We start from the raw sequence: 14,200 nt of genomic DNA on the forward strand, positions 1-14,200 counted from the left end.
AAATGGAATATCAGGACATTCTCTATGAGGTTCGTGGCCCGGCGGTCTGGATCACGATCAATCGGCCGGAAAAGTATAATGCCTTCCGTGGTCAGACCTGCGAGGAACTGATCCACGCCTTCAACAGAGCGGGTTATGACAAGTCCGTCGCGGTAGTCGTGCTCACCGGCGCTGGCGACAAGGCATTCTGCACCGGCGGCGACCAGTCCGCCCATGACGGTGGTTATGATGGCCGCGGGATCATCGGCCTTCCCGTGGAGGATCTTCAGAGCGTGATCCGGGATATCCCGAAGCCGGTGATCGCGCGGGTCCAGGGCTTCGCGATCGGCGGCGGCAACGTGCTGGTGACGGTGTGCGACCTCGCCATCGCATCGACCAAAGCAGTGCTTGGACAAGTCGGGCCCAAGGTCGGTTCGGTCGATCCCGGGTTTGGAACCGCCCTTCTTTCCCGTGTCGTCGGGGAGAAAAAGGCGCGCGAGATCTGGATGCTCTGTCGGCGCTATCCTGCTGCGGAAGCCCTGCAGATGGGGTTGGTGAACGCTGTCGTTGAGCCCGATCAACTCGATGCCGAGGTCGAGAAATGGTGCATGGAAATCGCGGCCCTAAGCCCGACCGCCATTTCGATTGCGAAGAAGTCGTTCAATCTCGATTCCGAGTCCATCCGCGGCATCTCGGCGATGGGTATGCAAGCGTTGAGCCTGTTCTATGACACCGAGGAATCGAAGGAAGGCGTCCAGGCGTTCCTCGAGAAGCGAACTCCGAAGTTCCGGTGAAGAAAGCGAGCGAGAGCGGCGATCGAGAGCGGTCGGGCGCTTCCGCGAGCTTCTATGTGGATGCGGCAGGCGCAAGGATCGAATGCGCGTGGTTCGGGAATGACATACGCGGTGAGAGCGAGCCGATCATTCTCTTGCACCATGGCTTCGGCTCCGTGACGGATTGGCGCAATTTCCCAGCGGCGCTTGCGAGGCTGTCCAGTCGTCCGGTGCTTGCATATTCACGTCGCGGTTGTGGGATATCGTCACCGCGGGCCGAGCGCCATGATCTTGCCTATCTCAGGAAGGAAGCTCTGATCTACCTGCCCGCACTGCTTGACGGGCTTGGCATCACGCGATGCCATCTGGTGGGGCATAGCGACGGCGCAACGATCGCCTTGCAATTCGCCACCGCAGTTCCACATCGCAGCGTGTCATGTGCGGCGATCGCTCCCCATGTCTTCGCTGAAAGGGGGACCATCAGCGGCGTTGCCGCATTGCGCCAGCGCTATGTTGAGGACGATAGCTACCGGCAACGCGTTGCGCGTTGGCACAAGGATGGCGATGGGGCGTTTTTTGGTTGGGCCGATGTTTGGCTCGATGCCGGCTTCGAGCAGTGGTCGATCGTCGAAGAGATGCGTCACCTGACCGTCCCGACGACCATTATTCAGGGCAATAGCGACCCTTTTGGATCGGCCATCCACGCACAGTTGATCGATAGCCATGCGGCGTTGCAGCCACAGATCGTCATGATCAAAGGCGGGCATAATCCTCATGTCGAGGACCAGGCAAGAGCGATTGAGGCCATCGTGAAGGCCTTCTAGGCTAATATCTGTCAACATCTTGGCCCATCTCGATCGCCGAGGCTTTACCCTGAGACAGGAGCGACATAGGAAGGTGTCATGAGCAATTCTGATCCTTCCCGTCGCGCACATCAATCGCAGCCTCAGGCCGGCGGCGAGGAAGGCGTGACTCTTGGTCGGACAACGCTCACGGAACGCCGGATCGTCGATGATCTGGAGCCCGAGCTTGCCGGTCTTGTTCCCACGCGTAAGTCCAGCCATGATCACCTCAACAATCGGTTGTTTTTCCGGCTGTTTCAGCTGGGCAATCAGCTTGAGCGCCAGTCTGTCGCGCAATTGGGGATTACCACGGTTCAATGGGCCGTTCTGGGCGCTTTATCCCGGGATTCTGCTATATCGGGCATCCAGTTCAGCGAATTGAGCGACTATATTGCGGTCACGCGCCAGAATCTTGACGGCGTGCTCAAACGGCTGGAACGGGACGGGCTTGTCCAGCGCGTTATGGGCAATGGCGACAAGCGTCACAGAATGGTCCAGCTAACTGAAGGCGGACGGGTATTCTGGGCGTCGATTTCCCAGCGCATTTTCGAGTTTTACGATCAGGCAGCGGCGCACTTCAACTTCGATGAGCGAGTCGCGCTGGTACATTTCCTTAATGTGCTCCAGCGTGATCTGGTCTCGGCAGATTTATCCGACAGCGAGAATCCGGGGCTTCGCGGACTTCGAGACTAAACCTTTACACTCGAAGATGAGTCATCACCCGGAGCTATGCGTCTGGAGCAGTTTACGATCTGTGTCCGTTGGTTGTGAACGGACCTGGACGTAATAACAAAGTCGCCATCAACCGAGCGCCGCATGCGATGATTCCAAGAGACGGGGTCTGTCAGTGTTTCCGTATGGAAACTCGATGATTCGGTTTTGACTGATCGGCTGCTACCCTGACAGCTGTGCCCGAGCATAACGGGCCGGATCGCAGAGCGCCGAGATGGCGGTGGGTCACCAAGGCTCATAACATATTCAAGACAACCTATTGTCACTGAGCGATGCCGGTCGATCAATCGATTCGACACCTGAGGCAGCCGCCCAATGTCAGAATAACGCCTTTTTATCATTATATTACTGTAGGCTGGATAGGCGCAAAAATCTCCGATTGACATTTTCCGTCAAAAAGATAGCCCATGGCGACTAGTCAATATATTGACAGATTCAAAAGCGCCGGCAGCTTCGATGACCTCCGACAAGAGAGGTCGCGAGGAAACGTATGGACCAGATGGTCCGAAAAAAGGGAGATGGATCATGAAGGCGGCTCTACAATTCCGGACGGCGTTCGCGGTGACTTTGCTGGGGAGCAGCGCGATGTACGCGCCAGCGGTGCTCGCGCAGACCACGCCAACTGCGGAGGGGGCTGCGCAGACCGAGCCAGTCGTCAATCCCGAGCCGGTTGCGACCGCCGCTGCCCGGGGGCAGGCTGAGGCCGATCAGACGGGTGTCGGCGATATCATTGTGACTGCGCAAAAGCGGAGCCAGTCCATCAATTCGGTGGGCATGGCTATCTCCGCGCTCGGCGCTGAGCAGCTCACATCGAAGGGCATTTCGGACGTCTCTGATCTGGCACGTGTGGTGCCCGGCTTCAACTTCTCGTCGAGCCAGAAAGGCGCGCCCATCTATACGCTGCGCGGCGTGGGCTTCTACGAGGAATCGCTGGGCGCTTCTCCGGCGGTGAGCGTGTATGTCGACGAAGTCGGCTATGCCTTCCCCATTATGGCGAAAGCGGCCACGATGGATCTGGAGCGCGTTGAGGTCCTGAAGGGGCCGCAAGGAACGCTGTTCGGGCAGAACTCGACCGGCGGCGCGATCAACTATATCGCGGCTAAGCCGACCTCGATCCTGAAGGCGGGCATCAACGCGAGCGTCGCTCGTTTCGGCAGGTTCTCGACGGACGGCTTCATCTCCGGACCTATCACGGACACGTTGCGCATGCGCCTGTCTGCGGCGGTCGACGAAGGCGGCGCTTGGCAGCGCAGCGCATCGCGCGGCACGAAGAATGGCGACGTCGATGTTCTGAAGCTGCGTCTGCTGACCGAGTGGAAGCCGACCGACGCATTCACCGCGACGCTGAACCTGAACGGCTGGCGCGACAAATCGGATTCGCTTGCTGCGGCGCTGCTGCAGGTCACGCCGCAGGTTCCTTCGCGCGCCACGGCGCAAATGCTGGCACAGCAGCCTGTGCCGCTGAAGCTTGGGCTGGTCGACTGGGGCCCCGATAACAATCTCGACACCGACCAGAAGTTCTATCAGGCGGCGTTGCGTCTCGAATATCGTTTCTCGGATGCCTTCCAGCTCACCTCGATCACCAATAGCGCGCATTTCCGCCAGAACGACTTTCGCGATACCGACGGCAGCCCACTTTCGATCTTCTCCGTACACCAGGACGGCAAGATCGACAGCTTTCAGCAGGAACTGCGGGCGAGTGGCGCTCTTTTTGAGGATCGGCTAAACTATGTTGCTGGTGGCTATTATGCCAGAGACAAGACCGCCGAAGATAATACCTATACTCTGATCGAGGATACGAGTGCGCGTGCTCCGGTTTCCGCCGGCTTGCCGCCGTTCCTTGGAACATTTGTTCCGACCCGGCAGACGACTAAGAATAAAGCGATATTCGGAAATCTCGACTACGAGATTTCAGATCAGTTTACCGTTCATGCGGGCGCGCGGCACACCTGGTCAGATACGGACTTTAATGGGTGCATGGCCGATATTGACGGTAACTTTGCAGCATTCATCAACATCGTCGGCGCACGGATCAATCCGGCGTTCGTGCCGGTGCAGCCTGGTGGCTGCCTGACGGTCAACACAACGACGCGCCAGTCGGGTTTGGTGCGGAGCTCGCTCAACGAGCAGAACACCTCTTGGCGCGTAGGTCTCGATTTCAAGCCGGTCGCACGCACCCTGTTTTACGGGACCATCAGCAAGGGCTACAAGTCGGGCAGCTTCCCGAATATCAACGGAACGACCGACGCGTCCTTCGTCCCCGTGACGCAGGAATCCGTTCTGGCGTACGAGGTGGGGTTCAAAACCGATCTTGGCATGCGGATCGTGCAGCTGAATGGTGCGCTGTTCTATTATGACTACAAGAACAAGCAGTTTCGAGGCCGCGTCCAGGATCCGCTCGGCGTGTTCGGCGCGGTCGAAGCGCTCGTCAATGTCCCGAGGTCGCGCGTGAAAGGGGCCGAGTTCAGCGCCACGGTCGAACCGATCACCGGCCTGGATCTCAATGCCGGCGTGACCTATCTCGACACGAAGGTCACGTCCGACTTCACCAATTTCGATCCTTATGGCTTTCAGGCAAACTTCCAGGGCGAGCCCTTCCCATTTACGCCTAAATGGATGATCCAAGGATCTATTGACTACAAATGGGGCTTGTCCTCCTCGCTCGACGCCTTCTTGGGCGCCAACGCGAGTCATCGCTCACGCACGACGAGTGCGTTCGGTCGTAATTCCCCTGCGTCCATATATCCTTATTCCCTGGTGCTCGTGGATGCCTACACCTTGGTCGATGGGCAACTCGGGATTGCGGCACCGTCCGGAAAATGGCGGGTAACCGGTTTCGTCCGGAACCTACTAAACAAATATTATTACACGGACGCCTTCCGTCAGATCGACAATGTTTCGCGCCACGTCGGCGAGCCGCGCACCTATGGTTTACGCGTCAATTATAACTTCTAAACGCAAATAGAGGTATAACAGGGCTGGCGTGGTTGAGCATTCTGGGGTGATTTTGCCGTTAGGGAGCCGCTTTCGTATCAAGCGGGCGCAGTTCGCCCTTCGAGCCAAGCCAGACGCTGGAAGTTATAGGCAAGGTTGGCCATACCAATCTTGATGGTGGCGCGGGCGATGCCGATGGTGCGCACGTCGAGCCCCATCCGGTGCTTTTGCCCGGCGAACACATGCTCGACCTGGGCGCGGATCGTGGAACGCCGGGTATTGGCCCTGGCGATCCGCTCGGGCAGCGGTCGCCGCGGCTTGTGCCTCTGGTGAATGTGGCTGGTGAACATGCCACTCGCCAGGAATGCCTCGTTCTTCTTGGATCGATAGGCGGTATCAGCCCAGACGCCAGGGGCAGTGTTGTCCTTGCTGATAAGAACCGGCAGCCGTGCGCCGTCATGGGCACTGGCGGCGCTGGCATCCCAAGTGCGGATCAGTCCATGGGTTTTGTCGATGCCAATGTGATTCTTGTACCCGAATATCGGGATAGCCAGATCAACCGACTTGGCTGCCTTCGGATCGGCGCCCTCCCTGACCTTGGCCTTGCTATACTTGATCGACCAGCGTGCATCGCGATCTTTTTGCCGCACCTTGGCCGAATTCCAGTCCTCCGGCACGCGTCCCTCCTTGATCGCTGCTTTCTCCGCTTCAGTATTGCGCTGCTTGGGTGCCGGCACGACAGTGGCGTCGATGATCTGCCCGCCCATGGCGAGATAGCCCCGCTCTTTGAGCGCGGCATCAAAGCGAGCAAATAGCCGGTCGATCGCTCTGGCCTGCACGAGCCGTTCCCGGAACAGCCAGACGGTCGTCGCATCGGGCACCGTGCCGTCGAGCCCAAGCCCCAGGAAGCGCTGGAACGACAGCCGGTCCTTGATCTGGAACTCCGTGGCCTCGTCCGACAGCGAGTAAAGCGCCTGCAGAACCAAGATCTTGAACATGACACCGCGTCGAACGGCCCGACCGCCCTTGCCACGAACGCTATGTCGCAACGCCGCAGTCAACGGACTCCGAAAAACCTCGAAATCCACGACAGCCGCCAATAGCTCCAGCGGATCACGCGCCGCACTCAGCGCCTCGTACCGGTCCGAAAGATCGAAAAAACCCGGCTGCACCGCCATTATCGCCTCCGCCACATCGCCGGCGAAGTGAATCAAATCTGCCTCTCAAAGGCCAGAGTTTTTCGAGGCGTCCGATTGGGACCGTCGCGGCCGAGGTTGGCAATGCTACCAAGCAGCTTCTGAACGTTGATCCGACTCAGTGCCCATGCTGTGGCGGCATTCAGCACGTCACCGCCACGCTGCCGCGATAACGCACGAGGCAACCCAAGCCATAGCCCGATAAGTCATAACCACCGGAATGCCCGAATGGCGTGCCTCGCCGCTGTCGGCAAGGGCGCGGCGGGCGTCTTGCAGCATGTCGTACAGCGACATTTCAACCGACAGCGGAGGCCCTTGCTGACAAGACCTTCAAGGGCCGCAAGCTATCATGGCTTTGCACGCCCCGCATCGTCAACAATTCCCATCAATTGTTTATTAAGCTCGCGGTCCGCGCCGCCGCCGGCGAAGTCATCGAACGCATGTTCGGTCACGCGAATAATGTGCTTGGTTATGAAGGGCGCGCCTTCAGCCGCACCTTGTTCCGGGTGCTTGATCGCACACTCCCATTCGAGCACAGCCCAGCCGTCAAAGTCATTGATCGCCATCTTGGAGAATATCTCCGGAAAGTCGACTTGGCCGTCACCAAGGCTGCGAAATCGTCCGGGGCGATCAACCCAGGACTGATAACCGCCATAGACGCCCGAACGGCCATTGGGCCGGAATTCGGCGTCCTTCACATGGAAGCATTTGATGCGCTCATGGTAGATGTCCAGGAACGCCAGATAGTCGAGCTGCTGCAGGACAAAGTGGCTCGGATCGTATAGGATGTTCGCGCGCGAGTGGTTGTCGATGCGTTCTAGGAACATCTCAAAGGTGACGCCATCGTGCAGGTCTTCGCCCGGGTGAATCTCAAAAGCCGCGTCAACACCATTTTCATCGAACACATCAAGAATCGGCTTCCAGCGCTTGGCCAGTTCGTTGAAAGCGTCCTCTACCAGACCTGCCGGGCGCGCGGGCCAGGGATAGAAATACGGCCAGGCAAGCGCGCCCGAGAATGTGGCGTGCGCCTTCAGGCCCAAGCGGCGGCTGGCGACGGCCGCGTTCTTGACCTGTTGCACCGCCCACTCCTGTCGGGCCTTGGGATTGTTGTGAACCTCGAGCGGGGCAAAACCATCGAACTGCGCGTCATAAGCGGGGTGGACAGCCACCAGCTGGCCCTGCAGGTGGGTGGATAGCTCCGTCACCTCCAGCCCCTTGTCGGCGAGCAGTCCCTTGATCTCGTCGCAATAGGTCTGGCTTTCAGCTGCATTGTCGAGATCGAACAGGCTTTTGTTCCAACTTGGGATCTGGATGCCCGCATAGCCCAGCCCTGCCGCCCAGTCGGCGATGGCCTCAAGGCTGTCAAACGGTGCCTTGTCGCCCGAAAATTGGGCAAGGAAGATGGCGGGTCCCTTGATTGTCTTCATTTCGTCTACTTCCTTCAGACGGTCAACGACACCCAGCCAGGGCGATCCCGGCTGGCGGCGACGGCCGCGGCAATAAACGCCATGCCGCGCAGACCGGTGGCTATACCCGGCAACAGAGGCGCCGGTTGCCCGCGCAAGATGGCGGCAAAATCGCGGTAGAGATTGGCGAAGGCTTCGAGATATCCTTCGGGGTGGCCTGGTGGCGTGCGAGTGCGGGCCATAGCATCAGGGCCAAGCTGGGAACCGCCTGCGTGGATCATCTCGGTCCGACCGTCCAGCGTGTGGAAGGTAAGTATGTTGGGCACTTCCTGCTTCCAGACTAGCCCACCTTTTTCACCGTAGACTCGGATGCGCAAGCCATTGAGTTCACCCACCTCTATCTGACTGGCAAGCAGCACACCGCGGGCCCCATTGGAGAAACGCAAGAAAACCGAGCAATCGTCGTCCAGCAGGCGACCGGGAACAACGGTACCGAGATCGGCCAGTAATTCAGCCACCTCCAATCCGGTGACGAACTCGGCCAGTTGGAAGGCGTGAACTCCGATATCGCCGATGCAGCCGCCAAGCCCGGCACGTGCGGGATCGACTCGCCAATCTGCCTGCTTGCCGCAGGCTTCGCCGGCGAGCCAGCCCTGCGGGTACTCAACCACAACCTTCCGGACGTTGCCAAGTGCACCAACGGCGACACGAGCCCTGGCCTCGCGCACCATGGCGTAACCTGAGTAAGTATGGGCAACGGCAAAAGGTAGGCCCGTCGCCGCTACCGTTTCAGCCAACTCGTGCGCTTCGGCCAAGGTCGCCGTCAAAGGCTTGTCACAGATTACCGGGAGGCCGGCAGAAAGCGCTGCAAGTGAAGAGGGGAGATGATTGTGGTTCGGGGTAACGATGGAAACGAACTGAATTCCGTCATCTCGCTTCCCCTCCGAGGCAAGCATCTCATCCAGCGAAGGATATGCACGCAACGGGTCGATCCGATACATCTCACCCGCATTGCGACTACGCAAAGAGTCGCTTGAGAAAACCCCTGCGACCATTTCAATTTCGCGATCCATCTCTGCGGCCAATCGATGGATCGGTCCAATAAATGAGCCGACACCTCCGCCTATCATTCCCATACGGAGTCTTGATTGCATATCTATTTAATCCTTACATAATTCCTATTGGTAAAGATACCTTTATTCTATTGATAAGGCGAATAATACTCACCGTCTTCGTTCTAACTTATGTGTTTTTACTAGCTAAGTATCGGGAGTGCTGGCAGCGCCTGAAAGGCAATTGCGCGGATGACCGCCCTATACCGCAGTCAGGACAGGCTTCAAAAGGGTCCACTGCCTGCCCGCGCCGTTCGAACTTACCTTGGCTTGCGCGCAATCGTACCCGGCTCCTTAAGGTGTGCGATCGTCGGGTAGCCATCAATTGCCATGAGGAGGTCTGCTTCGGCGAGCAGCGACTTCAGTTGGTGGACCACACCTTCAACGCCCCCGGCCGCAAGGGCGAAGGCGTAGGGACGCCCAATCCCCACGCTTGTCGCTCCTAGGGCCAGCGCCTTGACCACGTCGGTGCCAGACCGGACGCCGGAATCGAAGAGTACCGGCAGATCGACGGCCTTGACCACATCTTCAAGGAGATCGATCGCGGCCCAGCCGCCATTGGCCTGACGTCCACCGTGGTTTGAGACCTGAAGCGCATCGATCCCATAGTCAACCGCGCGGCGGGCATCGTCGGGCGAGCAGATACCTTTAAGCATGATGGGCAATTTCGTCGCCTGCCGGATCCATTTCAAGTCATCCCAGCTCAGGCAGTCGCCGAAGACGTTGGCCCACTCCCAGGCAGCGGCATAGAGATCCTCATTTAAGGTTTTGGGCAGACGCTTCAGGAAGTTTTCATCCGTGAAGTAGTTTGCAAGGCAATGTCCCCTGAGTTGCGGAAAACTGCCATTGTTGATGTCGCGCGGGCGCCATCCGGTCACCCAGGTGTCGAGGGTGATAGAGATGGCGGCAAAACCGGCAGCTTCCGCCCGACGAATGAGGCTCAGGGCGAGATCGCGGTCCTTAGGCGGGTAAAGCTGGAAATAACCCGGCGTATCTCCCAGCGCGGCTGCGATTTCCTCCATCGGGACCTGCGATAGCGTGGACACCATCATCGGGACGCCGGTTCTGGCTGATGCTTCCGCGACCCTCAGGTCGCCGTGAAGGTCCAGCGAGCAGAGCCCGATCACCCCGATCGGGCAGAGAAACAGAGGCGTCGTCAGATTATTTCCAAACAGCTTTATCGTGAGGTCACGGGTTTGCGATCCCCTGAAGCGTCGCGGCATGATACCATAGTGACGAAACGCATCGCAGTTCTCGCGCTGGGTGTATTCGTCACCACAGCCGCCCGCGACATAATTGTATATCCACCACGGCAAGACTTCCTTCGCCTGAGCTTCGAGCGAAACGAAGTCAGCCGGGAAGCGGGGCATTTCTCCCCTCGTGCCATCTCGGTAAATCTGAAGCTGATAATCGCCAAATTGAGGCTTTGACACATCGCTCTCCCTTATATCAGGTTTTGTATCTTAGGTATTGGGCTGCTGGCTCAGGTAGCCTGCATAGCCCCCCGTAGGACTTTGGTGCGAGCGCGTATCGCATCGATTACCGAGATCATATCCAGGCGATCATTCCCCAGGGAGAGACTTTCGCCGTAGAGTTGACGGGTCTGATCGAGCAAAGGCGAAGCTATGGCCTTGGCGCGCGCGACATCAGCGACCAAGCTGGTGCTGTTGTACGCGTCCACCATGGCGGCCTGAATGGAGAAATCATGATTGACGAGCTTAGAGATCTTGATCCGCGCCAGGTCGCTGGACATTGGCCCGACCGCGATAGCCTCCTCAAAAAGCCGCAGATCAAGGCCATTGCGCTCTGCAAAATGGACAGCCTCGGCCAGCCCCGCAAGCATGGTGCAAAGATAGTGGTTTACGGCTAGCTTAAGCAAGGAAGCATTGCCAATCCTGCCGCAGTTAATGATTTCCTTACACATCGGTACAAGGTAGGGCCGCACGGCTTCAACATCATCCGGGTTGCCGCTGAGCAGGCAAACGAGCTCACCGGCTTCCGCCGGCTTCCGCGAACCGGAAACCGGTGCCTCGACATAGGCCCCTCCGGCCATCTGGATATCGGCAGCAAGCTGCTGCGAATAATCCGGCGGGTTCGAGCCCATGGACACGATGGTGCGGTCTTTCACCATAGCTTCGAACGCGCCCGTCCCCCGGCCCAGTACGCTGTCGAGAGCATCCTCGTTCGCCAGCATGCAGATGACGACATGGGTCTTGGCGAACAGTTCTGGAACCGTTGCTGTAACCTCGGCGCCCGCCTCACGAAGCGCATTGCTGCCATCCGGTGACCTGTTCCAGACGAATAGCTCTCGTCCTGCTCGCAGCAGATTAAGAGCCATTGGATTCCCCATCACACCTAGTCCAATAAACCCAATTGGCTGGCCGCCGAGGTTCGATTCATCGATGTGTTCAACAGAATTCTGCATAACGTCCATTTCTAAGCTTAATCTGACAATTGCAGACCCTTGTCCTTTGCCCGGGAGTTGCCCCCCCCAAACGCAGACATTGCTGAGGGCAAGAAGGCTGCCGCGGCGCCGCCGATGAGCAGAAATTGGGGCATCTTCCCGATCTCGACTCACTATACCCATAGGGCGGTGGCAGGAGGTTGCAAATAATCTGGCGTTTCGCTTTTTTTTGGCATAATCCCCCACACGTAGGCTAATTTTTGAACCGAGAATTCTGTGCCCAATCTCGACCCAATTGACCGGCGAATCCTGCGCGTGCTTCAGAATAACGGGCGAATCCCGAATACAGAGCTCGCGGAAAAGGTCGGGCTTTCGCCCTCCCCTTGCCTTCGACGCGTAAAAATCCTGGAAGATGCAGGCTTTATAGACCGCTACGTGGCCTTGCTTAACCCGACGAAGGTCAATGTGGGCTTTACCGTTTTTGCCCGCGTCTGGTTGAAGTCGCAAGACGCCGAGACCGTCGACCATTTCATCGAAGAAGTGAAGCGACTTCCACAAATCGTCGAATGCCACTTGATGGCTGGGGACTGTGACTTCATCTTGCGGGTTGTCGCCGAAAATCTCGACGAATATCGACGATTCCAAGCCAATCACCTCACAAGAATCAAAGGCGTTCAAAGCGTCAAAACGGAAATTCCGATGCAGAAGGTAAAACTGACATCGGAACTTCCTATTTAGCCGCCCGGGCGCTGCCATGCGGTAGCGGCTAAGCTCGACTTTGTACGTTTTTTGGTCAGGTCCAGGTGCAGAATATCTTTCAATTACCCACAAGTGGTCTGACGCCAGATTCCACTGATCGCAGCGGTATTGCTGCGATGGAATCAGCTATGATTCATGTTCCCGCAAAGGCTCGCTTTTGCGGAGTGCACGATGGTCGAGGATGGCTCGGAATCTCAGGCTTGGATCGATAATGAATTTGCTGCGTCGCGATTTAGCGATGTGCGTCTTGGGCGTCGTCTGCGCCAGTTGGTGACGCAGATGGCAAGTGCGGTGGGCGGTCCAATTCCACTCGCCTGCCAGGACTGGGCCAACACCAAAGCTGCCTACCGCTTTCTCTCAAATTCAGATGTTTGCGAAGGTAAAATTCTGCAAGGCCATTTCCAATCCACGGCATCGCGTGTTGCAGCCATTGATGGACCCATTCTGGTTCTGCAAGATACCACCGAATTTTCATTTGAACGCAAAAAGCCCGAACAGGTTGGAATCATCGGCTATGCCCCGAGCAAGCGCGAGACTGTGGGGATTGCTCGGCGACACACCATTTGCGGGCTGTTGATGCATAGCAGCCTGGTGGAAACGACGGAGGGGCTGCCGCTCGGCTTGGCGGCGATCAAATTCTGGTCCCGCAGCAAATTCAAGGGTACTCGGCACTTAAGCGTCATATAAATCCGACGAGGGTGCCGATCGAAGCCAAGGAAAGTATCCGCTGGTTGGAGAATATGCGCGCCTCCACGGCTCTGCTGGGGGAAGGCCAGCGCCTGATCCACATCGGAGATCGCGAAAACGACATCTATGAGTTCTTCTGCGCTGCGGGCGAAGCTGGCACCCATTTCTTGGTACGGACATGCGTCGATCGCTTGGCGGGCGATGGCAAACACACCATTGCTGCTGAAATGGCGGACGCAACCATTGCAGGTCGCCACATGGTTGAAATTGCCGAGGGCGTGACCGCCAGCCTGGCACTGAAATATAAGAAGATTCGGGTCTTGTCGCCGATTGGCAAGCAGAAACGCTACCCTGCGCTCGATCTTACCATAGTCCACGCTCAGGAACAGGAAGTCCCGGAAAACCGCTCTCCTATCGACTGGAAGCTTATCACTGACCTGCCCATTACGTCGCTGGAGTAGGCGATCGAAAAGCTTCAATGGTATGCTTTGCGCTGGAAGATAGAGGTTTTTCACAAGATCCTTAAATCTGGATGTCGCGCAGAAGAAGCCAAATTACGCACCGCTGAGCGGCTCGTGAACTTGCTTGCGATTTACTGCGTTCTGAGTTGGCATATATTCTGGATGACTATGATAACCCGTACTGCGCCTACGGCTTCGCCAAATATCGCACTGACCAAAGATGAAATAAACCTCATCGACCGCATTGTGATAAGCCGCACCGGCCAACCGCCGCCGCAACAATTATCATGTTACCTGACACAGATCGCAAGACTCGGCGGCTATCTCGCTCGCGAGCGAGATCCGCCTCCCGGCAACACCGTCATATGGCGTGGATGGTCCCGTCTTATGGACATGAAACTTGGTATTCATCTCGCTGGGCGCACTTATGGGTAATTGAAGGCAGAATATGGCGTTTTCTACAATGTGATCGAGGGCCTGATCTAGAGCAGAATCCGATCACTCTGGCTCATACCCGGTGGCGGTGAAGTAGTTTGCGCATTCTTCGGGAGTGAAGCGTGGCAACGCGTCACGTATCGCATTCCATAGCTCCGGGATGGTTCGGGCGGCGGCTTTTCGCAGGATAGCCTTGAGTTTGGAGAAGGCGTTTTCGATTGGGTTGAAGTCGGGGCTGTATGGCGGCAGGAACATCATGCGCGCCCCGGCCGCTTCGATGGCTTCACGGGCAGCCACTGCCTTATGTGCCGGCAGATTGTCGAGGATGACGATGTCGCCAGGATGCAGCGTTGGCGCCAGAACCTGCTGGGCATAGGCAGCGAACCATTCGCCGGTCATGGGACCGTCCAGGACCATCGGCGCAGTCATGCCCGTCAGGCGCAGCGCACCGGTGAAAGTGGTGGTTTTCCAATGGCCATG

General features: G+C 57.7%; 13 protein-coding genes. 7 read left to right on the plus strand and 6 right to left on the minus strand.

What is annotated here, in order from left to right:
* Positions 1-2 precede the first annotated feature (2 nt).
* From BMX92_RS24560 to BMX92_RS24575, 4 genes are all read left to right on the plus strand, one after another.
* Positions 3-773: an enoyl-CoA hydratase-related protein gene (locus BMX92_RS24560; protein ID WP_093021659.1), complete on the plus strand. Its 771-nt coding sequence runs from the start codon at positions 3-5 to the stop codon at positions 771-773.
* Positions 770-1,576 (plus strand): alpha/beta fold hydrolase, encoded by an 807-nt coding sequence (locus BMX92_RS24565; RefSeq protein ID WP_177185250.1) that lies wholly within the window; start codon positions 770-772, stop codon positions 1,574-1,576. Before BMX92_RS24560 ends, BMX92_RS24565 begins: the two co-directional genes overlap by 4 nt.
* A 78-nt stretch (positions 1,577-1,654) precedes the next feature.
* Positions 1,655-2,287, plus strand: a complete 633-nt coding sequence (locus BMX92_RS24570; protein ID WP_093021665.1) for a MarR family winged helix-turn-helix transcriptional regulator — start codon at positions 1,655-1,657, stop codon at positions 2,285-2,287.
* 564 nt (positions 2,288-2,851) lie between these two features.
* Positions 2,852-5,281 (plus strand): TonB-dependent receptor, encoded by a 2,430-nt coding sequence (locus tag BMX92_RS24575; protein ID WP_256213607.1) that lies wholly within the window; start codon positions 2,852-2,854, stop codon positions 5,279-5,281.
* A 77-nt stretch (positions 5,282-5,358) separates the two neighbouring features.
* Here the strand turns inward: BMX92_RS24575 and BMX92_RS24580 are convergent, their stop codons facing one another.
* From BMX92_RS24580 to BMX92_RS28235, 5 genes are all read right to left on the minus strand, one after another.
* Positions 5,359-6,438, minus strand: coding sequence for an IS5 family transposase (locus tag BMX92_RS24580; protein WP_093021688.1), 1,080 nt, complete (start codon positions 6,436-6,438; stop codon positions 5,359-5,361).
* A 365-nt stretch (positions 6,439-6,803) separates the two neighbouring features.
* Positions 6,804-7,883: a sugar phosphate isomerase/epimerase family protein gene (locus BMX92_RS24585; RefSeq protein ID WP_093021670.1), complete on the minus strand. Its 1,080-nt coding sequence runs from the start codon at positions 7,881-7,883 to the stop codon at positions 6,804-6,806.
* A 14-nt stretch (positions 7,884-7,897) separates the two neighbouring features.
* The gene (locus tag BMX92_RS24590; RefSeq protein WP_093021673.1) at positions 7,898-8,998 is read right to left on the minus strand and encodes a Gfo/Idh/MocA family protein; all 1,101 of its coding nucleotides are present in this window, start codon (positions 8,996-8,998) and stop codon (positions 7,898-7,900) included.
* A gap of 236 nt (positions 8,999-9,234) precedes the next feature.
* Entirely contained in the window at positions 9,235-10,407 is a 1,173-nt protein-coding gene (locus BMX92_RS24595; protein WP_256213608.1) for an alpha-hydroxy-acid oxidizing protein, read from the minus strand.
* A gap of 50 nt (positions 10,408-10,457) precedes the next feature.
* Positions 10,458-11,561 carry an NAD(P)-dependent oxidoreductase gene (locus tag BMX92_RS28235; RefSeq protein ID WP_371262532.1) on the minus strand — a complete coding sequence of 368 codons (1,104 nt, stop codon included), beginning with the start codon at positions 11,559-11,561 and terminating at the stop codon, positions 10,458-10,460.
* A 132-nt stretch (positions 11,562-11,693) separates the two neighbouring features.
* Between BMX92_RS28235 and BMX92_RS28495 the strand changes: the two genes are divergently transcribed.
* From BMX92_RS28495 to BMX92_RS27800, 3 genes are all read left to right on the plus strand, one after another.
* Positions 11,694-12,116, plus strand: coding sequence for an Lrp/AsnC family transcriptional regulator (locus BMX92_RS28495; RefSeq protein WP_371262533.1), 423 nt, complete (start codon positions 11,694-11,696; stop codon positions 12,114-12,116).
* A 192-nt stretch (positions 12,117-12,308) separates the two neighbouring features.
* On the plus strand, positions 12,309-12,824 hold the full coding sequence (locus tag BMX92_RS27795; protein ID WP_218145845.1) for an IS4/Tn5 family transposase DNA-binding protein: 516 nt from the start codon (positions 12,309-12,311) through the stop codon (positions 12,822-12,824).
* 11 nt (positions 12,825-12,835) lie between these two features.
* The gene (locus BMX92_RS27800; protein WP_218145846.1) at positions 12,836-13,285 is read left to right on the plus strand and encodes a hypothetical protein; all 450 of its coding nucleotides are present in this window, start codon (positions 12,836-12,838) and stop codon (positions 13,283-13,285) included.
* 498 nt (positions 13,286-13,783) lie between these two features.
* Here BMX92_RS27800 and BMX92_RS24615 read toward each other — a convergent pair.
* Positions 13,784-14,200 (minus strand): IS630 family transposase (locus BMX92_RS24615; RefSeq protein ID WP_143066892.1); only part of this gene is annotated, 417 nt, incomplete at its 5' end.

Origin of the sequence: Sphingobium sp. YR768 (assembly GCF_900111125.1) — a bacterium.
In the GTDB taxonomy this organism is placed as follows: domain Bacteria; phylum Pseudomonadota; class Alphaproteobacteria; order Sphingomonadales; family Sphingomonadaceae; genus Sphingobium.

Excerpts from the sequence above, each read along its gene's own strand:
- BMX92_RS24560 (WP_093021659.1), top strand. The coding sequence starts at position 3 with ATGGAATATCAGGACATTCTCTATGAGGTTCGTGGCCCGGCGGTCTGG.
- BMX92_RS27795 (WP_218145845.1), top strand. The coding sequence starts at position 12,309 with ATGGTCGAGGATGGCTCGGAATCTCAGGCTTGGATCGATAATGAATTT.
- BMX92_RS28235 (WP_371262532.1), bottom strand. The coding sequence starts at position 11,561 with ATGGGTATAGTGAGTCGAGATCGGGAAGATGCCCCAATTTCTGCTCAT.
- BMX92_RS24570 (WP_093021665.1), top strand. The coding sequence starts at position 1,655 with ATGAGCAATTCTGATCCTTCCCGTCGCGCACATCAATCGCAGCCTCAG.
- BMX92_RS24590 (WP_093021673.1), bottom strand. The coding sequence starts at position 8,998 with ATGGGAATGATAGGCGGAGGTGTCGGCTCATTTATTGGACCGATCCAT.
- BMX92_RS24575 (WP_256213607.1), top strand. The coding sequence starts at position 2,852 with ATGAAGGCGGCTCTACAATTCCGGACGGCGTTCGCGGTGACTTTGCTG.
- BMX92_RS24580 (WP_093021688.1), bottom strand. The coding sequence starts at position 6,438 with ATGGCGGTGCAGCCGGGTTTTTTCGATCTTTCGGACCGGTACGAGGCG.
- BMX92_RS24585 (WP_093021670.1), bottom strand. The coding sequence starts at position 7,883 with ATGAAGACAATCAAGGGACCCGCCATCTTCCTTGCCCAATTTTCGGGC.